The sequence below is a fragment of the Erwinia sp. AK-PDG3-5 genome, assembly GCF_056821705.1.
The window spans coordinates 1,702,742-1,725,025 of record NZ_CM165967.1; the positions used below are offsets into that span (position 1 = coordinate 1,702,742).

Consider the following 22,284-nt stretch of genomic DNA (forward strand, 5'->3'; position numbering starts at 1 on the left):
ATTTTATTTCTGGAGTTTTTATGAAGATCTTATTAGTTGGCAATCATACGTGTGGTAATCGTGGTGATGGCGCTATTTTACGCGGGCTCATTGATTCGCTTAACCTCGCAAGGACCGATCTGGAAATTGATGTAATCAGTCGCTATCCAACCAGCTCAGGCTATCTGCTGCAGCAGGAGATCATGCCGGATGAACTCTTTCTTGAAACCAAGAAAGGGAAAAACAAGTTTATGGACAAAGTTAAACGTCGTCTGATGCCAAAAATCATGATGGCGCACATCAGCGGAAGTGGACTGTTTAAGTCGATGGCGGTACCTAAATACCTGCAGGACTTCACCAATAAGCTGAAGCAGTATGATGCCATTATTCAGGTCGGCGGCTCGTTCTTCGTTGACCTGTATGGTCCGCTGCAGTTTGAGCATTCGTTGTGTGCGCTACTGGCTAAAAAGCCTATCTATATGATCGGCCACAGCGTTGGGCCTTTCCAGAAAGAAAGATTCAACGAGATTGCTAACTTTGTCTTCTCGCGCGTCAACAGCCTTGTGCTGCGTGAAAGCGTCAGCCTGGACATGATGAAGCAGGGCAGCATCACCACCGAAAAAGTGGTCAAAGGTGCCGATACCGCCTTCCTGGTGCGTGCCCGCGAAGTTGAAGAACCAAGCCATAACCTGCTGCACTGGCAGCAGCTGATCTCCTCAACAAAAACCATCGCGATTACCGTGCGTGAGCTGGCGCCATTTGACAAACGTCTTGGCGTCACCCAGCAAGAGTATGAGATGGCGTTTGGTAAGGTGATCAATGCAATGATCGACAAAGGTTATCAGGTAGTGGCATTGTCTACCTGTACCGGTATCGACAGTTACAATAAAGACGACCGTATGGTGGCGATGACCTTACGCGACCACGTCGTTCAGAAAGATAAGTACCATGTCATCATGGACGAATTTAATGACCTTGAATTGGGTATTCTTTTAGGACGTAGCCACTTAACAATCGGCACTCGTCTGCACTCTGCAATCATTTCCATGAACTTCGGCACCCCAGCCGTGGCGATTAACTATGAACACAAATCGCTCGGCGTGATGAACCAGCTCGGCCTGCCAGAAATGGCTACCGATGTGAAGAGTCTGATGGATGGCAGCATCATCACGAAAGTTAACGGCATTCTCGATAACTATGATGTGGTCAAACAGCAGGTTGATAGTGCGGTAGAGCAGGAGAGGGTTTTGGGGAATAAAATCACCGAAGACGTCGTCAAGATTTTAGGGTGAACCGATGAAACTAACTTTTTTCACAATGCGTTTTCCGGTCTCGTCGGAAACATTCGTGCTGAACCAGGTCATCCACTTTATCGACAGTGGCTATGACGTTGAGATCATCTCGGTGTTTCCTGGCGACCTGGTCAACCGGCACGGTGCGTTCGATCGCTACAATCTGGCGGAGAAAACCCATTATCTTCTGCCGGAAGAGAAGGTGACTAACGCGGAAAAGCTGAAGCAGCGTTTGCAGATTGTGCTGCCAAAAATCCTCAGCCTGACCACGCTCAAATCCTTCAACGTTGGGCGCTACGGCGCCCAGTCCAGCAAGCTGCTGCTGCCGGCGATCGTTGCCCATGCTAAGCAGACCTTCACCGCAGATGTTTTCCTGGTGCACTTTGGCTATGCCGGTGCGCTGGCCAACAAGCTGCGTGAGCTGAACGTGTTGAAAGGCAAACAGGCGACGGTCTTCCATGGCGCGGATATCTCCCGCCGCCATATTCTGGAAGAGCACAAGCTGGACTACACCAATCTTTTCCGTCAGACAGAACTGCTGCTGCCAATCAGCCATTTGTGGGAGAACAAACTGATCTCCATGGGCTGTCCGCCAGAGAAGATTCATGTCACCCGCATGGGCATTGAACCTGAAAAATTCAATATGAAAGTCCGTGAGGCGCTGCACACGCCATTACGCATCGTTTCTGTTGCCCGCCTGACCGAGAAGAAAGGGTTGGGCGTGGCGGTCGAAGCCTGCAAATACCTGAAGGCGCAAGGCGCGAACTTTGAATACACCATCATCGGCAACGGTGATATGGAAGAGGCGTTACGCAACACCATTCGCGACGCCAGTCTGGAAGATTGCGTGAAGATGGTGGGCTTCAAGCCACAGGAAGAGATTAAGCGCTACCTCGATGAAGCGGATATTTTCCTGCTGCCTTCACTGACCGCTGCCGATGGCGATATGGAAGGTATTCCTGTCGCACTAATGGAAGCGATGGCGGTTGGCCTGCCGGTGGTGTCGACCGATCATAGCGGCATCCCGGAGCTGATTGAAAATAACGTTTCTGGCTGGCTGGCACCAGAAGGGGACGCGAAAGCCTTAAGTGAGATTTTATTGAAGCTGGCGAAAGGCGATGTGGACGTAGCGCCGGTGATTGCGGCGGCCAGGGAGAAGGTCGAAACGGAATTCAACCAACACATTGCCTATCGTGAGCTGGCACAATTGTTGGAGCAACTTGCGTGAGTAGTTTAAAAAACCAGGCCGCATGGCTGTTTGGAGGCACCTGTTTTGCTGCGGTGCTACAAGTCGTCCAGTTAGGCGTACTGGCCCGAAAGCTTGAAACGCATGAGTTGGGGATTCTGGCGATTATCAATGCCATCCTCGCGGTGGCCATGGTGCTGCAGGATATGGGGATGAGCAGCTATATCGTGCATCGTCAGAACATTACCCGTAAAGAGCAAAGCACCATTTATTGGGTAAACGTGTTGCTCAGCCTGCTGACCGGACTGTTGCTGATCGCCATCGCCTGGCCGATCGCGTATTTCTATCACTTACCGCAACTGACCGGGCTGATTATGCTAACCAGCTTAAACTTCCTGGTGTTAGGTTCGCTGTCGCAATATCAGGCGCATTTTATTAAAGCCAAGAAGATGGTGTTGCTGGCTAAAATAGAAATGGTCACTAAGTTTCTCGCCTTTGCGCTGACCTTTGCGATGCTGTATTACAGCTCGTTAAATGTGGCTGCGGTTATTCTGGGCCTATTCGCCAACGCCGCCATGCGCATTGCGTGCATGATCTGGTTTGGTGAAAAATCCTGGCGGCCAACCTTTGAGTTCGATAAAGCCACCTTCTTCAGCTCTATGAAGTACGGTGTTTATCAGCTCGGCTCGCAGACCATCAACCAACTACGTACCCAGGCTGACTCACTGATCGTCGGTAAAGTGATGGGTGCGGACATGCTGGGGATTTACTCGCTGGCGAAAGAGCTGGTGTTGCAACCGCTGAAGCTGGTGACGCCGGTGATCAACCGTCTGGCGCTGCCGCGTTTTGCGGAAACGCAGCATGAGCCCGCGCAGTTGCAGAAGCTGTTCCTGAAGGGCACCTTCATGATCATGCTGTTCAGCAGCCTGATGTATCTGGCGATTGGTATCCTGTCACCGGTGATTGTGCGCCTGCTGTACGGCCCGGCGCATGAAGCGGTGGGACATCTGATCCCACTGATGCTGCTGTTTGGCATGCTGCGTCCGATGGGCGGCCTGACCGGTGCGATCTCACAGGCTAATGGCCGGACTAACGTCGAGTTCTACTGGAACATTGTGGCCAGTATCATTGTGGTCGCGGTACTGGCAACGACGTGGATCTATCCAAATGTCTGGTATGTGGCGTTGACGTTGTCGATCTCGCAAGTGCTGATTTCTGCCTTTGCGCATCCGTTCTTCATCAAGCCGGTGATTGGCATTCCGTTTATGCCGTATGCCCGGCAGTGGATGTCGGTGGCGGTGGTGTTTGTCGGCATTATGGCGCTGGTCAGCTATTTCAATCTATTTATACAACCTGAATGGTTTGTTGGCTGGCTTTAATCTGAAAAGACGCAGTAGATATCAAGGCGACCGCTTCGGCAGTCGCCTTTTTTATTTTAAAAGCTCAGCAGGAACAGCCGGATGCGCTCTAAAAATGGCTGGCAGATTTGTGAAGCAGCCGCTGCTTAATTTTCAGATTAAGATTATACTTGTGAATCATCTCTTTAATGCATAATCGTTATACGTTTTTTACTTCATTTATATGGAAAAAATATGACCAAGCTTAAAGCAGTTATCCCCGTTGCGGGTCTGGGTATGCACATGCTCCCTGCTACAAAAGCCATTCCTAAAGAAATGTTGCCAATCGTCGACAAGCCGATGATTCAGTACATCATCGATGAGTGCGTTGCAGCAGGGATCAAGGAAATTGTACTGGTCACCCACGCGTCCAAGAATGCGGTTGAAAACCATTTTGACACGTCCTACGAACTGGAAGCGCTGCTTGAAGCCCGCGTTAAGCGTTCGCTTCTGAGCGAAGTAAAATCGATCTGTCCTCCGGGCGTAACGATTATGAACGTACGCCAGCCACAGCCGCTGGGCCTGGCTAACTCCATCCTGTGCGCGCGTCCGATGCTGCACGATGAAGCTTTCGTGGTTGTGCTGCCAGACATCCTGTTGGATGACTCAACAGCCGATCCCCTGCGTTACAACCTGGCCGCAATGGTTGCGCAGTTTGAAGAGACCAAACGCAGCCAGGTTCTGGTTCACCATATGCCAGCAGCCGATCTGTCTGAGTACTCGGTTATCAAAACCAAAGAGACGCTGGATCACCCAGGTCAGGTCAGCCAGATTGTCGACTTCGTTGAAAAACCAGAACATCCACAGGCGCTGGATTCCGATCTGGCCGCGGTAGGCCGTTACGTGCTGTCCGCGGATATCTGGACCGAGTTGGAAAACCTGGAGCCAGGTGCCTGGGGACGTTACCAGCTGACCGACGCCATCGCTAACCTCGCTAAAAAGCAGCCTGTTGATGCGCATCAGCTTTCCGGCACCAGCTTTGACTGCGGCCGTAAACTGGGATATATGAAAGCCTTCGTATCCTGGGGTCTGAGAAACAATGCGCAGGGACGCGAGTTCCGCGAATCCATCAAAGCAATCCTGGCGAAGTAATCCGCAATCTGAACGTGGCCACGCTCTGGCGTGGTTGCAAGGAGTCAACATGGCTATTTTAGTAACGGGCGGCGCTGGTTACATCGGTTCCCACACGGTGCTTACGCTGCTGCAGCGTGGCGACGACGTTGTAGTACTGGATAACCTGAGCAATGCTTCACGTGAATCTGTCAACCGGGTTGAAAAACTGGCAGGGAAGACGGCAACATTTTGTGAAGGCGACATTCTGGATCGTGCCTGCCTGCGCGACCTGTTCGCCCAGCATGACATTACCGCAGTCATTCACTTTGCCGGCCTCAAAGCGGTAGGTGAATCCACGCGTATGCCGCTGGAGTATTACCAGAATAACGTGACCGGGACCCTGGTCCTGCTGGAAGAGATGCGTGCTGCTGGCGTAAACCAGTTTATTTTCAGCTCCTCCGCCACCGTTTACGGCGCCGATGCCCCCGTGCCTTACGTCGAAACCACGCCAATCGGTGGCACGACCAGCCCTTACGGCACGTCGAAGCTGATGGTTGAGTTCATTCTGCGTGATTACGCGAAAGCTAACCCGGATTTCAAAACCATCGCGCTGCGTTATTTTAACCCGGTCGGTGCACATGAATCTGGCCAGATTGGCGAAGATCCAAACGGCATTCCAAACAACCTGCTGCCTTACATCGCGCAGGTGGCTATTGGCCGTCTGGAGAAGCTCGGCATCTTTGGCGGTGATTACCCAACCAAAGACGGCACCGGTGAACGCGACTACATCCACGTGATGGATTTGGCCGAAGGTCACCTGAAAGCGCTGGATCATATCGGTCAGGTTGAAGGTTATAAAGCCTACAACCTGGGTGCCGGAGTAGGCTACTCGGTGCTGGAGATGGTGAAGGCGTTTGAGAAAGCGGCCGACCGCGAAATCCCATACCAGATCTCTCCACGCCGTGCCGGCGACCTCGCCGCGTTCTGGGCTGATGCCTCCCTGGCTGATAAAGAACTGGACTGGCGTGTTTCCCGCGGTATCGATGCGATGATGCGCGATACCTGGAACTGGCAGAGCCAGAATCCGAACGGTTATAAGTAAGCGCTTCTGACGCGTTGATGATAAGCCCAGCAATGCTGGGCTTTTGTCTGTCTGGTGCCTGAGAAAATATCGGCAGAGAAATGCAGCAGTTCAGTCGAAGCGTTGTCTACAATTCAATTCTGAAGATAGGGTTGATGGTCGCGTTATGAGCTGATCTTCGCCAGTTAGACGACTTATTAACCTTCGAACTTGTGGTTGGTTCGAATTGCGTTGGCGATTGATTAATCGCCTATATGCTGTACGGATTATTCTCATTTTAGTTAGTTTTCATAATTACTGAATGATACAATTACGGGTTGTATCTCTGTATCATGTCAGAGCTGGATTGCTTATAAAAAGGACGTTTTTTCAGTGGGTTAGGTGAATTTTTTAACATCTCACTCATTGAATGAGAATAAATCAGTAAGGAATACGCCTAAAGTTCTGGTCGCACACTGGGGTTTGCTTACCCAGGGGCGGTAGCGTGCCTGGATTTAGACGAACCAACGTGAACTCATGAAACCCAATAATTACGGTTTTGTTCAATATCACTTCCGTTTAGAGACCTGTTATGAAGATTTTGATCACTGGTGGCGCTGGCTTTATTGGTTCAGCAGTTGTAAGGCATATCATTCAAGATACGCAGGATTCCGTAATCAACGTGGATAAGTTGACCTATGCGGGCAATCTTGAATCCATTAAAGATGTCAGCGACAGTGAGCGTTACCAGTTCTTCCAGCTGGATATCTGTGACGGGGTTGGATTGACCAAAGTGATGAACGAAACCCAGCCGGATGCCATCATGCACCTGGCCGCAGAAAGCCATGTTGACCGCTCCATCACCGGACCTGCTGACTTTGTTCAGACCAACGTGGTGGGCACCTATACCTTGCTGGAAGCGACCCGTCAGTACTGGAACACACTTAGCGACGAGAAAAAACAGGCTTTCCGTTTCCACCATATTTCCACCGATGAAGTGTATGGTGATTTACCTCATCCCGATGAGATGAGTGGTGAGCTGCCGTTGTTCACGGAAACCACGCCTTATGCACCAAGCAGCCCGTATTCTTCAACAAAAGCGGCAAGCGACCATCTGGTCAGGGCCTGGGGACGGACCTATAAGCTTCCGGTGATCATTACCAATTGTTCAAACAACTACGGTCCCTACCATTTCCCGGAAAAGTTGATTCCGTTGATCATTCTGAATGCGTTGGCAAAGAAACCCTTACCTGTTTACGGCAAAGGCGACCAGATCCGTGACTGGCTGTATGTTGAAGATCATGCGCGCGCGCTGTACAAAGTGGTTACTGAAGCCGAAGTGGGCACCACCTATAATATTGGTGGTCACAATGAGAAGCAGAATCTGGAAGTGGTTCAGACCGTGTGTATGTTGCTGGACGAACTGCGACCAACAGACGGTAACTATGCCGATTTGATCACGTTCGTAGACGATCGCCCAGGTCATGACCGCCGCTATGCTATCGATTCAAGCAAAATCCAAAAAGAGCTTGGCTGGAAGCCGCATGAAAGTTTCGAGAGCGGGATCAGAAAAACAATTGAGTGGTATTTAACTAACGAAAGTTGGTGGCAGCGAGTGCTTGATGGTTCTTACTCGGGTGAAAGATTAGGTTTGATTTCTTAAGGACAAAAGTATGAAAGGTATCGTTTTAGCCGGGGGATCAGGAACCCGTTTGCATCCAATAACGCGTGGCTTGTCGAAGCAGCTTTTACCAGTGTATGACAAACCGATGATTTATTATCCGCTATCTGTGCTAATGCTGTCAGGAATTAGAGACATTCTGATCATTACTACACCGCAGGATTTAAGTTCATTTCAGCGTTTGTTGGGTGATGGCTCCGATTTTGGCATCAATCTTGAATATAAAGTACAGCCTTCTCCTGATGGCTTGGCGCAAGCATTTATTATTGGTGAAGAATTCATCAATGGCGATGAATGTGCATTAGTGTTGGGTGACAACATTTTCTTTGGCCAGGGCTTTGCACCAAAATTAGAAGATGTAGCAGCTAAAAAAGACGGTGCCACGGTATTTGCTTATAAAGTGCAAGATCCAAAACGCTTTGGCGTGGTGGAGTTCGACGACAAATTTAAAGCACTCTCTCTGGAAGAAAAACCAGAAGCGCCTAAATCGAATTGGGCTGTGACCGGTCTTTACTTCTACGATAAAAACGTTGTGGAAATGGCAAAAAAAGTTAAACCCTCCTCGCGTGGAGAGTTAGAAATAACCACCTTAAATGAGATGTATCTGCGTGAAGGAAAACTTCAGGTAGAACTTCTGGGTCGTGGTTTTGCCTGGCTGGATACCGGAACGCATGAAAGTTTGATTGAAGCGTCACAATTCATTCATACGATTGAGAAGCGGCAGGGGTTCAAAGTGGCTTGTCTGGAAGAGATTGCCTTCAACAAGGGCTGGTTGTCTAAAGAGCAGGTTGCATTTCAGGCGAAATCTCTGGAAAAAACGGATTATGGCAAATATTTATTCAGTGTAATTGGCGGATAAACAGTATCTCCAGTTTTCCAAAAGATCATCAAACTCCGTAAAGAAATTTAGTGAAGTTAAGAGCTGAAAGTAGTTGAATCAAAGGAATCATCATGCAAACTATTTTAATATTGGGCGGGTCGGGATTTATTGGAACTAACTTGACCGAATATCTATGTGATAATAATTATCGAGTGATAAGTTTTGGTCGTTCCTCTTCGTCCATTGATCACGTCAATTTTAAAAATATAGTTGGCGATGTTTTGAATCTTCAAGAGCTAGAAACTGTTTTTCAAGAAAACAAAATAGATTGTGTTTTTCATTGTTTAACGAGCGTATCAGCCACTGACAGCATCGGAAGTTGCCAGGAATTGATTGCAGTGAATCTTTCAGCTTTCATTGATACTGTTTCTCTGATGAGAAAGTATCAGGTTCACAAAATTGTTTATATATCTTCAGGCGGTTCAATTTACGGAGTTTCGGATGAACCTCTCAAGGAAGAGCACGAGTTGGCACCTGTCAGTTTTTATGGTTGGTTAAAAGAGTCATGTGAAAGTTATCTTAGTTACGAAGCCCGTATTAACCCAGATTTTAAATTCTTGATTCTTCGCCCGGCAAATGTCTATGGACGATACCAAAAATTCAATCGGATCATTGGTGTTACTCTACAGAGAGCCCTGCTCAGGGAACCACTTCATATCTATGGTGATATAAATATTTGCAAGGATTATATTCACATTGATGATGTTTCTGAAATAATCCATAAACTCGTTATGACGCCACATGCCTGGAACAACATTTACAATGTTGGTTCAGGACAGGGGACGAGTTTACGTGAAATTATCCAATATGCTGAAGAAATCACGGGCGAGAAAATCGATGTCATGCTGCATGATCAAATGGCGGGCGATGTACGTTACAGTATTCTGAATGTTAATAAGATCAGGGAACTAACGGGGAAAAGCACCTACATCACTGTTTATGATGGCATGGAGGACATGCGAAAATATGTTTCCTCTCAATTAAAAATACATCAAAAAACTAATCAAAAATACTAATTTGAAACAGTCAAATAGTATTTAAAGCGGGTTCAAAGTATGAAATTCACATTAATAATGAGATTTGTATGAAGCACAGTTTGGGCTATCTATTCGATTTGGCGACTGTAATCACCCAAAAAGAACTTAAGGTAAGGTATAAAAGCAGTTTCTTTGGTTATCTCTGGTCAATAGCAAACCCGTTATTATTTGCAATGATCTATTTCTTCATATTCAAACTGATTATGAGAGTACAGATACCGAACTATACCGTGTTTATCATTACCGGGCTTTTTCCATGGCAGTGGTTTGCCAGTTCAACAAGTAATTCACTGTTTTCATTTCTTGCTAACGCACAGATCATAAAAAAAACCGTCTTTCCCCGCTCAGTTATCCCTCTGAGTAACGTATTGATGGAATGTTTACATTTTATGTGTACGATCCCGGTTATTATTGTTTTCCTCTATATTTATGAAATGCGTCCCTCTCTCGAGTGGATTTGGGGAATACCGCTAATTGGTTTCGCACAAATTTTATTGATGTTAGGTGTCTCACTGACTCTGTCGACACTAAATTTATTCTTCCGTGACCTTGAGAGGTTTATCGGATTGGGCATTATGCTCATGTTTTATTGCACACCAATATTATACTCAGCCGAAATGATTCCGGAAAAATATCGGTGGATTATTGATTATAACCCGTTCGCTTCAATGATATTGAGTTGGAGGGAACTGTTTATGACAAACACAGTTAATTTCACTTATGTTGGTGAGTTGTATGCTTATGGTTGTATCTCGCTACTTATAGGTAGTTGGATATTTAATAAATTAAAACACAGATTTGCAGAGATATTATAATGAGTGTGGTTATAGAATTTAATAATGTCACGAAAAAATATCCTCTTTATCACCACATTGGCTCTGGTATCAAAGAATTGTTATTTAACCCACGTCGAGCTTTAAGTTTATTGAGTGGAAGAAGCTACTTAGCCATAGAAGATATTAATTTTCAAATTAGAAAAGGTGAATCTGTAGCACTCATTGGACGCAACGGTGCTGGAAAGAGTACCTCGCTGGGACTGGTTGCCGGTGTGATGAAGCCTACATCAGGTAAGGTTAGCGTAGTGGGCCGTGTTGCTTCAATGCTGGAACTGGGTGGTGGTTTTCATCCAGAACTTACCGGACGAGAAAACATTCAACTCAACGCCACTTTGTTGGGACTAAGACGCAAAGAATTAAAAGCGCGGTTGAATAAGATCATTGAGTTTTCTGAATTGGGTGAATTTATCGATGAACCCATTCGCGTTTATTCTAGCGGTATGCTCGCAAAATTGGGTTTCTCGGTTATTTCTCAAGTCGATCCTGATATCCTCATTATAGATGAAGTTCTTGCTGTAGGAGATATCTCATTTCAGAAAAAATGTATTGATACCATCAATGATTTTAAACGTAAGGGCGTAACGATACTTTTCGTAAGTCACAATTTGTCTGATATTGTAAAGGTATGCGATCGGGTTATTTGGATTGAAAATCACCGACTGAAAATGTCTGGTGATTCGAAAGAAGTTATTGAAGCCTATAAAATTGCAATGGCCTAATAAAATTACTACACATGGAATGGAACTGAAATGAATATTTCAATTTATACTTGCCATCATAAACCTAGTGCTTTTTTAAGTTCTCCGATTATTAAACCAGTACACGTTGGTAAAGCCCTTTCTCTAAGTGAGATTTGCTGTGCAGGCGATGATACTGGAGATAATATTTCCATTAAAAATCCTTTCTACTGTGAGCTTACCGCCCATTATTGGGTTTGGAAGAATATAGAGCTACCAGATTATATTGGTTTTATGCATTACCGCCGACATTTTAATTTTTCTGAAGATCAGAATAAGCCGGAAGATGTCTGGGGGATGGTTAACTGCGATGAAATCAATGCAAGTTATGAAGAAGAATATGGATTAAATGAAGAGTCCATAGCACGATGCATTGGTGACGCTGACCTTCTGGTACCTCAAAAATGGTCAGTGACGGCAGCCGGGAATAAAAACAATTACGAACATTACAAAAATTCAGATCATCTGCACGTTGCAGATTACCAGAATGTATTGGATATATTAGTAGAGAAATATCCTGAGTACAAAGCGGCAATTACAGAATTCAATAATGCTGATGATGGTTATTATACCAACATGTACGTAATGAAGAAGCCTATCTTCGAAGAGTATTCTGAGTGGTTGTTCTCATTGTTGAACGCTCTTGAATCAAGATTATCATTTAATAATTACAGTGCTCAAGAAAAACGCGTTTTCGGGCACTTGTCTGAACGCCTGTTCAACATTTTCATAATCAAAAAGAATCAAGAAAAAACGTTGAAGATTAAAGAGATTCAACGTACCTTTATTCAAAAAGAGACTTTCAATAGTAAGATTTTGCCAGTTTTCCCTGACAAAAATATCCCAATAGTCATCTGTTCAGATGATAATTATGCCATGAGTCTCGGCGCGTTAATAAACTCGATCATCTCTAACGGCTCTTCCATTCATAACTATGATTTGGTGATACTGGACAATGGTCTCTCTCACAGAAACAGGCAAAGAGTGCTCTCACTCATCACTGGGCTGAGTAACTTCAGCGTACGTTTCTTCAACGTGAATGCTTTCGATGAGATTAAAGGAGCTTACATCAGGCCTCCGTTTACCATTGCCACATATTCCCGACTTTTCATTCCTCGTCTGTTTAGTCATTATGATAAAGTCGTATTTATTGATACTGATACTGTTGTGGAAAGCGATCTTGCAGAGCTAATCGAAACACCACTTGGTGATAATTTAGTTGCCGCGGTTCAGGATATTGTGATGGAAGGCTTCGTCAAGTTCGGGAACATAGCTCAGTCAGATGCCGGCATACAAACTGCTGGAGAGTATTTGAAAACCAAGCTGGGTCTCAGCAAACCTGAAGAATATTTCCAGGGTGGAGTTATGGTTTTCAACATTGCTGAGATGAATAAAGAAAATATTTTCCAAAAATTAATTTCAGAATTGAAAGGACAAAGTTTCTGGTTCCTTGATCAAGATATAATGAATAAGGTTTTCCACGGAAGAGTTCATTATCTCCCTCTTGAGTGGAATGTGTATCATGGTAATGGTCATACTGATACATTTTATCCTAATTTGACGTTCTCCACTTATAGCCGTTATTTGAAGGCCAGACAGCATCCAAAGATGATTCATTTTGCAGGCGAAAATAAGCCCTGGAATACTGCTGCAGTAGATTACTACGATAACTATATTAAAAATATACAAGGGACACCTTGGGAAGTGGAAGTTTATGCTCGACTGCTGAATGCAAGTAGCCCTAATAATAATGGTGCAGCAAATACAGTCCAACCTGTATTACTTCAGACAAAGATTAAAAAGAGAGTAATGCCTTTATTTGATAAGCTGGCTCCTAGAGGCTCATCAAGAAGAAGCAAGATTGCTCGCGTTTATTACAAAGTAAGACGTACAATTTTAGGTTAGGTATCGAAATTATGACTAGTAAAATTTTAATCGTCGGAGCTGGTTTTTCAGGCGTAGTAATTGGCCGGATATTAGCTGAGTCAGGTCATAAGGTGCATATCATTGATCGACGCAACCACATTGCAGGTAATTGCTATGATGCGCGTGATGCCGAAACTAATGTGATGGTGCATACTTATGGACCACACATCTTCCATACCGATAATACTGAAGTTTGGGATTTTGTTAATAAATACTCGGTGATGATGCCGTACACTAACCGTGTTAAGGCTACCTACAATGCTCAAGTATTTTCATTACCCATTAACCTGCATACCATCAATCAGTTTTTCAAGAAGACGTGTTCACCAGATGAAGCAAAAGCTTTAATTGAAAGTAAAGGGGATTCCTCTATTACTTCACCTTCAACTTTTGAAGAGCAGGCACTGCGATTCGTGGGTAAAGAGCTGTATGAAGCTTTCTTCAAAGGGTACACAATAAAGCAGTGGGGAATGGAGCCCTCAGAGCTTCCTGCTTCAATTTTGAAAAGATTACCGGTTCGATTCAATTATGACGATAATTATTTCAATCATAAATATCAGGGCATGCCAAAAGATGGTTATACCTCGATGATTGAAAATATCGCAAATCACCCCAACATCTCTTTATCATTGAATGCAGAATTTGACCACCAAGATCGTAGTCATTATGATCACGTTTTCTATAGTGGACCACTGGATGCATTCTATGATAATCAGTTCGGTAGATTAGGTTATCGTACGCTTGATTTTGAACGTTTCAAATACGATGGTGATTATCAGGGCTGCGCAGTAATGAACTATTGTGAACAGAATGTTCCTTATACCCGAATCACTGAGCATAAATATTTTTCACCATGGGAATCTCATGAACAATCAATTTGTTATCGTGAGTTCAGTCGTGCATGTGGCGAAAATGATATACCTTATTATCCAATCCGCCAGGTTGGTGAGATGAAGGTTCTGTATCAATATCTCGATCTTGCTGAAAAAGAGTCGAACATCACCTTTATCGGGCGGTTGGGGACATATCGCTATCTTGATATGGATGTCACTATTGCTGAAGCGATTAAAACTGCAAATACTTTCCTTACTTCACTCAACAACGCTGTAGAGGCCATGCCAGCATTTACGGTGAACGTAAGATGAAAACGGTTGCGTTGATTGTTACGTATAACCGGCTTGATAAACTGAAGTTATGCTGGGCCGCAACGGCCCAGCAGTCTTTTGATAGCATAGTCATTGTTAATAATGCTTCCACGGATGATACAAAAGGGTGGTTGGATACTTTAAACGATCCTCGCTTGCATCTTTTACATTTGAAAATTAATTCAGGTGGGGCAGGAGGTTTTAAACAAGGCGCATTCTACATTAGTGAACACATTGAATCTGACTGGGTGTTCATATATGACGATGATGCTTATCCTCAAAATAATGTCGTTGAAGCTTTTGTAAAAAATGCTGATCTTCAGAATTACGGTGCATTTTCATGCAAGGTTTTGGATGCGGAAGGGATGACGTGTAAAATGAACCTTCCATGGACCAAATTCCCTAATACGTTCCAGGAAAACATCTCGTATCTGAAAGATCCCACTACATTTTCTGCTTCTGGGCTCAAATCTGAAGACATTATATCTCTGTCATTTGTTGGTGCCATTGTTAGAAGTGACGTGCTTTCTAAGACGTTCAATTTTATCTACGATGAACTCTTTATCTATTTTGATGATATTTATTTCTCACACCATTTGTCGTTAAACTCCGTCCGTATGTCTTTTCTTCCAGACGTCTTTTTCACACATGATATATTGCAGATTACTGGACCGATCAAACCTGTATGGAAAATATATTATCTGGTACGCAACATGCTTCTAGCGAAAAAGTATTTCGGCAAAGATAGCCCATTTTCGAACTGGTTCATCCTTCTGCGAATTGTTAAATACACGCTTCTGGTTGTCAAACAGGCTGACGCATTTAAATATATCAAATATTTTTTAACTGCCTTATGGGATGGAATAAATTCAAACGTCGGAAAACGGCATTGAGCGGTACTCATTCATGTTGAAAATTTGCTATTTTGTTAATAGTGACTGGTATTTTGATTTGCACTGGCTAGAGCGAGCGCTTGCCGTGAAAGAGACTGGTTATCAAGTTTATATCATCAGTGACTTTATAAATTCAGATATATTCGAAAAATTAACCTCCCTGGGTTTCAATTGTATTAAATTAAAGGTTCATTCTCAATCAATGAATCCTTTCTCTTTCCTGAACAGTATGAGAAAGCTTGTCCTGCTTCTTAATCAAATATCACCAGACATTCTGCATTGTATAACCATAAAACCCTGTATTCTTGGTGGGTTGTATTCATTCTTAAAAAAGAAAAAAGCGGTTTTCAGTTTTGTTGGTTTAGGTCGACTATTTGATGCTGATTCATTCACTCTTAAAATAATAAAAAAAATCACCATCGAGATTTATAAGGTGATTTTTAAAAATCCTGAGATATTCCTGGTTTTTGAGCATGAAGCTGACAGAATTTCCTTAATTAATTTGACTAACGTCTCTCCTTCAAAGACCATTGTCATCGATGGTGCCGGCATTAATACTGAACTCTTCCCCTATCAACATGAACCCGTCAATCCAAAACCTGTAGTACTATTTGCCAGTCGACTTTTATGGTCGAAAGGACTTGGGGATTTGATTAAAGTTAAAGATTTACTTGCCAGTAGAGATATCCATTTCATTTTGAAAGTTGCTGGTATAAAAGTAGATAATGATAAAGATGCCATACCACTCTCAGTTATACATGAATGGTCTGATAGCGGGAAAATTGAGTGGCTAGGTAAATCAGACCATGTTGTAGAGCTAATTCGTCAGGCCAATCTGGTTGTGTTGCCCTCTATTTACAGCGAGGGTGTGCCGCGCATTTTGTTGGAGTCATCCGCAACAGGACGAGCGTGTATCAGTTATGATAGTGGTGGCTGCAGTAGCCTCATTCAAAATGGGCTTAATGGTTTTCTTGTCTCTAAAGGAGATATTGAGAGTCTTGCAAAAGCTGTCCAAACTTTAATCAAAGATTCACTGCTGCGAAAAGAAATGGGACTTAAAGGCAGAGAATTTGTCATGGACCGTTTCTCGTCTGCCATCGTCATCGAACATACTATAGGGCTCTACAATAAACTTTTAAGTTCATAACGATACTGACATCTGTAAAAAAGCGTATTCATTCTGTGTGTTGATTTTCTATGGACATTAAATCACGTAGGTTTGAAAATTATTAATACTCCATAATCACATAAGATCTTACTCTGGTTAGATCTCTCTACGTTATAGAGGATGAATTCTTTGTCAGAACATAAACCTTTAGTGACAATCATTACATTAACTTGTAACCGTCCAATATTATTAGAGCGTGCAATAAGATCTGTACTTTCGTTGAATTATGAAAGTTGGGAGCATGTGATAGTTAACAATGGTGGTGATGTCATACCCGTATCACACATTCTTGAAATGCACTCTACTGAATACCAAAGCCGAAGTCGTTTAATAGATCTTGATGAGTCAATTCCCTTAGGGGCTGCCTTAAATGTTGCGGTCAGATCAAGCCTGTCAACCTATGTCATGGTATTAGATGATGACGTTAGCTTGGAACCTGATATTTTGCTTGAGCTAACAGATGCGCTTGAGTTTTCGTGTGACTCAATTAAAGCAGTACATTGTTCATCTAATATCGTTGAGGAGTATATTGATTCAAACAATATCTCTCTAACGGATCTCAGAGATAACCCTTATCAGTCCGGGCATGCCAATCTCTATAATATTCTCTGCAATCATAAATCCGCACCAATTTCGTATTTAATCAAACGTGATGCCTTTAATGATATTGGCTTCTTCGACGAGAAAATTAACTCGTTGCCTGTTTGGGATTACTGGATTCGCTTATTAAGTGTTTCTGAGACTCTTTTTGTAGCTGAGAAATTATCAAACTGGCATAGTCGGCCCTCTTCAAAAGATGAATACGGTAATCTTACATATTCACTTTCTCAACAAGAAATGATCGACTATCGTGTCAAATATCTTCATCATTTATTGTTAAACACTGAACCTTCCTTTGTGACTATGTTGGCAACATTAGCGCTTGCCAATTCTTGTAATTCCCCTGAGACAAATGAGAGTAATACACTCAATAGTCATAACCAATTTTCATATCGACTTTTACCCAAATCACTGATGATGAAATTAAAGAATGTCCTTTTAAGAAAAATTGACATTTAATATGTAATTTACTTTAAAAAGAACATAGAATATGAAAAAAAGATTATTTATCTCAACTGGCTTCTATTCGACATTATTGGCTGCAACCATCGCGGAAAGCTCATGCTTCCCATTTTACGATAACTACTTATTAATTACACTTGATCGGCAGTCTGCTGAGCATAATAGATTGTGGGCATACAGACTTAACGCAAACTGGGCAAGCGTAGATACTACTGATCATACTGATTATTATGTTGGCGATATAAAATTCAAATATAATATTGTGGAATTCGATGAAGTTATTTCACCTTTTCCCAGTATGCATGGTGCAGTCGCGCAAGCTTTCCCAGCGAAAAAATATAAATATTACGAAGAGGGGTTGACGAGTTACAAGCAATGCCTTGACCGACATTACAATGATGATGATATATTTTATTCATTACATCCTCATATTTTTAACGATAATAAGAATCTTCTTTCAGTACCTATTAATGCTCAATGCGTTTTGAAAAAGCTCGAAATTGCTTCTCAAAGTTATATTACTCCGACATTATCCGGTAAAAATAATGTCATCCTGATTGGTACGGGCGGTTTTCCTGAAGAAGAAAAAAATGTTGCGATGCAAGATGAGTTCCTGAGCGTTATCGCTGATCTGAGCAGTAAAGGTTACAAAATAATCCTACTGGATCATACGCGTGTACCTGTTGATGAGAATACATTCAATATTATCAAAAGTAATCCTCGTTTCAATGTGACAAAAATTTCTATTGCATCACCACTATCAGACCTATTCCTACTACATAATAAAGACAATATAAAATTCATTGTCGGAATATACTCAACATTATTATTGAATTCAAAGTTACTCTTCGATATACCATCATACAGTTTAAATTGTGACTTCTTGGGCGAGCGTCAACTGTCTTTGGCTAACATTCAAAACTCCGTTATAGCACCTTATAAATAAAGCGCCTTCCCTGGCGCTATTCTCTATTTACCACTTGTAATTTTCATTTGAAGACTGACAAAGTGTGTCCGTCAGGTTTTTCCATTTCCTCATTTTGGTATTTTTCAATGCCAAATATAGTTTAATTTCGAATTTGAAATCATTTTCGCTAAATGTTAGCTTTTCTAAGCCATATTCTTCAGCTATAACATCAATCTTTGGTGTATTTGAGGGGAAATAGTCTATAGGCGTACCCGTTCACATTCCGCCTATGGTGTAATGATATCTTCCTGATATTAACAGTGAGGCATGCTTGATAATTGAAAGCCATTCTTCAAAGGATGTTGCGCCATACATCTCAATAAGGTGAATGAATTGTTTCAAGCTTTCATATACGATCGGCTCTTCAAAATGGATACCTTCACCTTTGAGCCGGCCAGTTATATAAACCTGGGGCCTGGTTATTCCTTCATTAAACGTTTTGCGATGACTTCCGAACGGTGATGTTTGTAGTTTACTGCACCAGACACACAAACATAAGGTTCCGGAATTATTCTTGTAAGGTTTTTTTCGACACTTTTTGCAGTAAGGGGCAGGCTATCAAAAGCCAGTAAACACTTCACACCCAATTGGGTCGTGATGTTTTCAACGCTTCTTTTTTCTCGTGCTGTTATATAGTCGCATTTCTCGTAAGCATTTTTGGAAAACGTAATCACTTCTGGATCATTTGAATTCGGAAAACATGAATGGTTGATAAGATTTACTTTTTTTCCGAAAAATGTTTTACCTGCATAAATCAAAAACAACAACCCCCTGGCATATCCGCTAAAATCATGGACAGTGCCTTCGCCATTGACGACGATAAGGTCACATGATTGCATCTTAGCTGCAATTTCAGGAAGGCGCTCGCAGAAGGTCTCTCTCGTACCATAGTCATTGGTATTTAGCGCGTAATATGACAGTTTATGAACATCGTAAACAGGTACAGTGGCGGTAAGTTCGAGTACTTTTTCAATCAATTGTTGTTTGATGGCGTGAGATGTACCGTAACAACCCCAGTGATAAACATCTTCGGTATCATTTATAAGCAATACTTTTTCAGACATTCTTGACCCTTTTCGCGAATTCAAAACATGGGCTGATTCAATTTTATATAAACAAAAAAAGTCATCATTCACCACGCCGTGAGCAAGTAGTAAACGTATTCCTTGAGAACCGTATTCTAGGTGTTTCCCCTTTTTTTTGCGTGCCATTATCGTGTCCGTACCCTGACAAGTTGAGTGGTTTAGATTCATGTTTTGCAATGAATAAGTGTCATCAATCGCACCAATCACTACCTCCCATCAGCTATCCTGAGTTAACATGTTTGCCACATTAACGCGCGGCGCCTCTGACAGGCGTCGTGAGTGACCTTCAGACAGGAGTATGTAATGTCCAAGCAACAGATCGGCGTTGTAGGTATGGCAGTAATGGGCCGCAACCTGGCTCTCAACATCGAGAGCCGCGGTTATACCGTGTCCATCTTTAACCGTTCACGCGAGAAGACAGAAGAAGTCATCGCAGAGAACGAAGGCAAAAAACTGGCGCCTTACTACACCATCGAAGAGTTTGTTGATTCCCTTGAGAAGCCACGTCGTATCCTGCTGATGGTTCAGGCAGGCGAAGCGACTGACAAGACTATCGCCTCTCTGACTCCGCACCTTGATAAGGGCGATATCCTGATCGACGGTGGTAACACCTTCTATAAAGACACCATTCGCCGTAACCGCGAACTGTCTGACCAGGGCTTCAACTTCATCGGTACCGGTGTTTCCGGTGGCGAAGAGGGCGCACTGAAGGGCCCATCTATCATGCCTGGCGGCCAGAAAGAAGCTTACGAGCTGGTTGCCCCAATCCTGAATGAGATTGCTGCGCGTGCAGAAGGTGAAGCTTGTGTAGCCTACATGGGTCCGGATGGCGCGGGTCACTATGTCAAAATGGTGCACAACGGTATCGAGTACGGCGACATGCAGCTGATCGCAGAAGCTTACTCCCTGCTGAAAAATGCCCTGAACCTGAGCAATGATGACCTGGCGAAAACCTTCAGCGAGTGGAACGAAGGCGAGCTGAGCAGCTACCTGATCGACATCACCAAAGACATCTTCACCAAAAAAGATGAAGACGGTAAATACCTGGTTGATGTGATTCTGGATGAAGCAGCGAACAAAGGTACTGGTAAGTGGACCAGCCAGAGCTCTCTGGACCTGGGCGAGCCACTGTCACTGATCACTGAGTCGGTGTTTGCGCGTTATCTGTCCTCACTGAAAACGCAGCGTGTTGCAGCGTCCAAAGTACTGAGCGGTCCAACCGTGCAGACTATCTCTGGTGATAAAGCCGAGTTCGTTGAGAAAGTTCGCCGCGCTCTGTACCTGGGTAAAATCGTTTCTTATGCTCAGGGCTTCTCTCAGCTGAAAGCCGCTTCTGACGAGAACAAATGGGATCTGCATTACGGCGAGATTGCTAAAATCTTCCGCGCAGGTTGCATCATCCGTGCTCAGTTCCTGCAGAAGATTACCGATGCTTACGCAGACGATGCCAACATTGCTAACCTGCTGCTGGCGCCGTACTTCAAGAACATCGCTGATGAATACCAGCAGGCGCTGCGTGATGTTGTGGCGTACGCTGTACAGAACGGTATCCCAACACCAACCTTCTCTGCTGCAATCGCTTACTACGACAGCTACCGTTCAGCGGTACTGCCAGCGAACCTGATTCAGGCGCAGCGTGACTACTTCGGCGCGCACACCTACAAGCGTACCGATAAAGAAGGTGTGTTCCACACCGAGTGGATGGAATAACCTCCTCCGCTATTAAAAAAGGCTTCCTTCGGGAAGCCTTTTTTTTGTTTCATGCACACTCAAGGAACCAGCAAATCTCCGTCACGAATCGCGGCATTCCCGGCAAGCCTCGTCACCAACATTCCCCCCGTTGCAAACCTTACCCAGTGCCTCGCGTACAGCAATCCACCGTGCTCAGCCACTAAAGGCGTCAGCCTGTCGGTTAACGGATCCAGAATGTCGGCAATCACTTCTCCGGCTTCAATCCACTCACCAATCTCGCGGCGATGGAGGATCACCCCTGAATGCGGCGTGGTGATATATTCACAGCCCGCCAGTGGCACGGCTTCATTATGCAATTCTGGCAGAGGAGGCGCTTCTCCGTTGATGTAACCTGCGTGAATCAGTGCATGGATAATAGCGTCTGCGTCTGTTTCTGCCTGCGCATGGCTGACATCTCTTACGCCACGCAGCTCAAGGGTCACAGGCAGCAGCGCTTCCGGCATTGGGAAGCGGTCGCCCAAGGTACGTTGCAGATACAGCCAGGGTTCGCAGCAGGCTTCATCGAACGGCTCACCGCCGGAGATATCGGCAATCAGCTGCACGTCGCTGCCAATGTAACGCGCCAACGGCTCAATCGCCTGCCACGCGTGCGGCATTGTGTACAGATGCGGGATCGCTTCCCAGTCGCAGTGAATATCTATCATCAGATCGGCCTGACAGGCCATTCTCATCAACGTATGGCGTTGCGACGACAGCTCTGTCACCGCCGTTGCGCCGTCAAAGTAGTCGTTAATCGCTGTGCGAATCAGTTCACGATTAGACTCCGCATCCTGAGTCAGTTTACCCGCCAGCCGTTCCGCCAGCGCCGGGCCCAACGCGGGGAACTGGCGATTAAAATCCTGCCCGGAGGCGGTTTCAAATCGCCCTAAATGCGTACCGTGCCAGTGCTGACCTAACGCAATCGGGTTGGCAACCGGAACCAGGGTGATAGCGGCGGCAAGGCGTCCTTCAGACTCTAAGGTCTTCAGCTTTTGCTTCAAATACCATGCCACGGCTACGCCAGGCAGTTCATCGCCGTGTAAGCCCGCCTGAATATAGACCTGACGAGGGGAAGGGTCGCCAAAGTGGCAGCTGATGATTTCGCGTTGCGTTCCCAGCGAGGCGCTGAGCAGGGGATGATGGCGTTGTTGCATGGTCAGATCACTTGA

Annotated in this window: 19 protein-coding genes; 17 read left to right on the plus strand and 2 right to left on the minus strand. The window is 44.4% G+C overall.

Annotated elements, in window-relative coordinates; translation table 11 throughout:
• Positions 1-20 precede the first annotated feature (20 nt).
• The 16 genes from wcaK to AC1UKS_RS07730 all read left to right on the plus strand — a co-directional run bounded on the left by wcaK (position 21) and on the right by AC1UKS_RS07730 (position 18,278).
• Positions 21-1,271 carry a colanic acid biosynthesis pyruvyl transferase WcaK gene (gene wcaK / locus AC1UKS_RS07655; protein ID WP_013202949.1) on the plus strand — a complete coding sequence of 417 codons (1,251 nt, stop codon included), beginning with the start codon at positions 21-23 and terminating at the stop codon, positions 1,269-1,271.
• 4 nt (positions 1,272-1,275) lie between these two features.
• Positions 1,276-2,499, plus strand: coding sequence for a glycosyltransferase (locus tag AC1UKS_RS07660; RefSeq protein WP_482436277.1), 1,224 nt, complete (start codon positions 1,276-1,278; stop codon positions 2,497-2,499).
• Positions 2,496-3,836 (plus strand): lipopolysaccharide biosynthesis protein, encoded by a 1,341-nt coding sequence (locus AC1UKS_RS07665; protein WP_482436278.1) that lies wholly within the window; start codon positions 2,496-2,498, stop codon positions 3,834-3,836. Before AC1UKS_RS07660 ends, AC1UKS_RS07665 begins: the two co-directional genes overlap by 4 nt.
• Positions 3,837-4,049: 213 nt before the next feature.
• On the plus strand, positions 4,050-4,946 hold the full coding sequence (gene galF / locus AC1UKS_RS07670) for a UTP--glucose-1-phosphate uridylyltransferase GalF (protein WP_013202946.1): 897 nt from the start codon (positions 4,050-4,052) through the stop codon (positions 4,944-4,946).
• Positions 4,947-4,995: 49 nt separating this feature from the next.
• Entirely contained in the window at positions 4,996-6,009 is a 1,014-nt protein-coding gene (galE, locus tag AC1UKS_RS07675; protein WP_013202945.1) for a UDP-glucose 4-epimerase GalE, read from the plus strand.
• Between the two features lie 550 nt (positions 6,010-6,559).
• Positions 6,560-7,630 carry a dTDP-glucose 4,6-dehydratase gene (gene rfbB, locus AC1UKS_RS07680; protein ID WP_482436280.1) on the plus strand — a complete coding sequence of 357 codons (1,071 nt, stop codon included), beginning with the start codon at positions 6,560-6,562 and terminating at the stop codon, positions 7,628-7,630.
• Positions 7,631-7,640: 10 nt separating this feature from the next.
• A complete protein-coding gene (gene rfbA / locus AC1UKS_RS07685; RefSeq protein ID WP_482436281.1) occupies positions 7,641-8,507 on the plus strand; it encodes a glucose-1-phosphate thymidylyltransferase RfbA in 867 nt (288 codons plus the stop codon).
• Positions 8,508-8,599: 92 nt separating this feature from the next.
• The gene (locus AC1UKS_RS07690) at positions 8,600-9,544 is read left to right on the plus strand and encodes an NAD-dependent epimerase/dehydratase family protein (protein ID WP_482436283.1); all 945 of its coding nucleotides are present in this window, start codon (positions 8,600-8,602) and stop codon (positions 9,542-9,544) included.
• A 68-nt stretch (positions 9,545-9,612) separates the two neighbouring features.
• Positions 9,613-10,380, plus strand: a complete 768-nt coding sequence (locus AC1UKS_RS07695) for an ABC transporter permease (protein WP_482436284.1) — start codon at positions 9,613-9,615, stop codon at positions 10,378-10,380.
• On the plus strand, positions 10,380-11,120 hold the full coding sequence (locus AC1UKS_RS07700) for an ABC transporter ATP-binding protein (protein WP_482436285.1): 741 nt from the start codon (positions 10,380-10,382) through the stop codon (positions 11,118-11,120). The genes AC1UKS_RS07695 and AC1UKS_RS07700 overlap by 1 nt, the downstream gene beginning before the upstream one ends.
• 30 nt (positions 11,121-11,150) lie before the next feature.
• On the plus strand, positions 11,151-13,043 hold the full coding sequence (locus tag AC1UKS_RS07705) for a DUF4422 domain-containing protein (RefSeq protein WP_482436286.1): 1,893 nt from the start codon (positions 11,151-11,153) through the stop codon (positions 13,041-13,043).
• An 11-nt stretch (positions 13,044-13,054) separates the two neighbouring features.
• The gene (gene glf / locus AC1UKS_RS07710; protein WP_482436287.1) at positions 13,055-14,209 is read left to right on the plus strand and encodes a UDP-galactopyranose mutase; all 1,155 of its coding nucleotides are present in this window, start codon (positions 13,055-13,057) and stop codon (positions 14,207-14,209) included.
• Complete coding sequence (locus AC1UKS_RS07715) at positions 14,206-15,102, plus strand: glycosyltransferase (RefSeq protein WP_482436289.1); 897 nt, start codon at positions 14,206-14,208, stop codon at positions 15,100-15,102. Before glf ends, AC1UKS_RS07715 begins: the two co-directional genes overlap by 4 nt.
• 13 nt (positions 15,103-15,115) lie before the next feature.
• Positions 15,116-16,249: a glycosyltransferase family 4 protein gene (locus AC1UKS_RS07720; RefSeq protein ID WP_482436290.1), complete on the plus strand. Its 1,134-nt coding sequence runs from the start codon at positions 15,116-15,118 to the stop codon at positions 16,247-16,249.
• Positions 16,250-16,399: 150 nt separating this feature from the next.
• Positions 16,400-17,329 (plus strand): glycosyltransferase family 2 protein, encoded by a 930-nt coding sequence (locus AC1UKS_RS07725; RefSeq protein WP_482436291.1) that lies wholly within the window; start codon positions 16,400-16,402, stop codon positions 17,327-17,329.
• 31 nt (positions 17,330-17,360) lie between these two features.
• Positions 17,361-18,278: a polysialyltransferase family glycosyltransferase gene (locus AC1UKS_RS07730; protein WP_482436293.1), complete on the plus strand. Its 918-nt coding sequence runs from the start codon at positions 17,361-17,363 to the stop codon at positions 18,276-18,278.
• Between the two features lie 440 nt (positions 18,279-18,718).
• Here the strand turns inward: AC1UKS_RS07730 and AC1UKS_RS07735 are convergent, their stop codons facing one another.
• Positions 18,719-19,510 (minus strand): polysaccharide pyruvyl transferase family protein, encoded by a 792-nt coding sequence (locus tag AC1UKS_RS07735; RefSeq protein WP_482436294.1) that lies wholly within the window; start codon positions 19,508-19,510, stop codon positions 18,719-18,721.
• 177 nt (positions 19,511-19,687) lie between these two features.
• On the opposite strand from AC1UKS_RS07735, the gene gndA reads away from it, so the two are divergent.
• Positions 19,688-21,094: an NADP-dependent phosphogluconate dehydrogenase gene (gndA, locus tag AC1UKS_RS07740; RefSeq protein ID WP_105760718.1), complete on the plus strand. Its 1,407-nt coding sequence runs from the start codon at positions 19,688-19,690 to the stop codon at positions 21,092-21,094.
• Positions 21,095-21,153: 59 nt separating this feature from the next.
• Here gndA and AC1UKS_RS07745 read toward each other — a convergent pair whose 3' ends face one another.
• Positions 21,154-22,269 carry a succinylglutamate desuccinylase/aspartoacylase family protein gene (locus AC1UKS_RS07745; protein WP_482436296.1) on the minus strand — a complete coding sequence of 372 codons (1,116 nt, stop codon included), beginning with the start codon at positions 22,267-22,269 and terminating at the stop codon, positions 21,154-21,156.
• Positions 22,270-22,284: the final 15 nt, after the last annotated feature.

What these genes read in the sequence shown, in the direction of transcription:
- wcaK (WP_013202949.1), top strand. Translation starts at nt 21, where the DNA reads ATGAAGATCTTATTAGTTGGCAATCATACGTGTGGTAATCGTGGTGAT.
- AC1UKS_RS07660 (WP_482436277.1), top strand. Translation starts at nt 1,276, where the DNA reads ATGAAACTAACTTTTTTCACAATGCGTTTTCCGGTCTCGTCGGAAACA.
- galF (WP_013202946.1), top strand. Translation starts at nt 4,050, where the DNA reads ATGACCAAGCTTAAAGCAGTTATCCCCGTTGCGGGTCTGGGTATGCAC.
- galE (WP_013202945.1), top strand. Translation starts at nt 4,996, where the DNA reads ATGGCTATTTTAGTAACGGGCGGCGCTGGTTACATCGGTTCCCACACG.
- rfbB (WP_482436280.1), top strand. Translation starts at nt 6,560, where the DNA reads ATGAAGATTTTGATCACTGGTGGCGCTGGCTTTATTGGTTCAGCAGTT.
- rfbA (WP_482436281.1), top strand. Translation starts at nt 7,641, where the DNA reads ATGAAAGGTATCGTTTTAGCCGGGGGATCAGGAACCCGTTTGCATCCA.
- AC1UKS_RS07690 (WP_482436283.1), top strand. Translation starts at nt 8,600, where the DNA reads ATGCAAACTATTTTAATATTGGGCGGGTCGGGATTTATTGGAACTAAC.
- AC1UKS_RS07695 (WP_482436284.1), top strand. Translation starts at nt 9,613, where the DNA reads ATGAAGCACAGTTTGGGCTATCTATTCGATTTGGCGACTGTAATCACC.
- AC1UKS_RS07700 (WP_482436285.1), top strand. Translation starts at nt 10,380, where the DNA reads ATGAGTGTGGTTATAGAATTTAATAATGTCACGAAAAAATATCCTCTT.
- AC1UKS_RS07705 (WP_482436286.1), top strand. Translation starts at nt 11,151, where the DNA reads ATGAATATTTCAATTTATACTTGCCATCATAAACCTAGTGCTTTTTTA.
- glf (WP_482436287.1), top strand. Translation starts at nt 13,055, where the DNA reads ATGACTAGTAAAATTTTAATCGTCGGAGCTGGTTTTTCAGGCGTAGTA.
- AC1UKS_RS07715 (WP_482436289.1), top strand. Translation starts at nt 14,206, where the DNA reads ATGAAAACGGTTGCGTTGATTGTTACGTATAACCGGCTTGATAAACTG.
- AC1UKS_RS07720 (WP_482436290.1), top strand. Translation starts at nt 15,116, where the DNA reads ATGTTGAAAATTTGCTATTTTGTTAATAGTGACTGGTATTTTGATTTG.
- AC1UKS_RS07730 (WP_482436293.1), top strand. Translation starts at nt 17,361, where the DNA reads ATGAAAAAAAGATTATTTATCTCAACTGGCTTCTATTCGACATTATTG.
- AC1UKS_RS07735 (WP_482436294.1), bottom strand. Translation starts at nt 19,510, where the DNA reads ATGGCACGCAAAAAAAAGGGGAAACACCTAGAATACGGTTCTCAAGGA.
- gndA (WP_105760718.1), top strand. Translation starts at nt 19,688, where the DNA reads ATGTCCAAGCAACAGATCGGCGTTGTAGGTATGGCAGTAATGGGCCGC.
- AC1UKS_RS07745 (WP_482436296.1), bottom strand. Translation starts at nt 22,269, where the DNA reads ATGCAACAACGCCATCATCCCCTGCTCAGCGCCTCGCTGGGAACGCAA.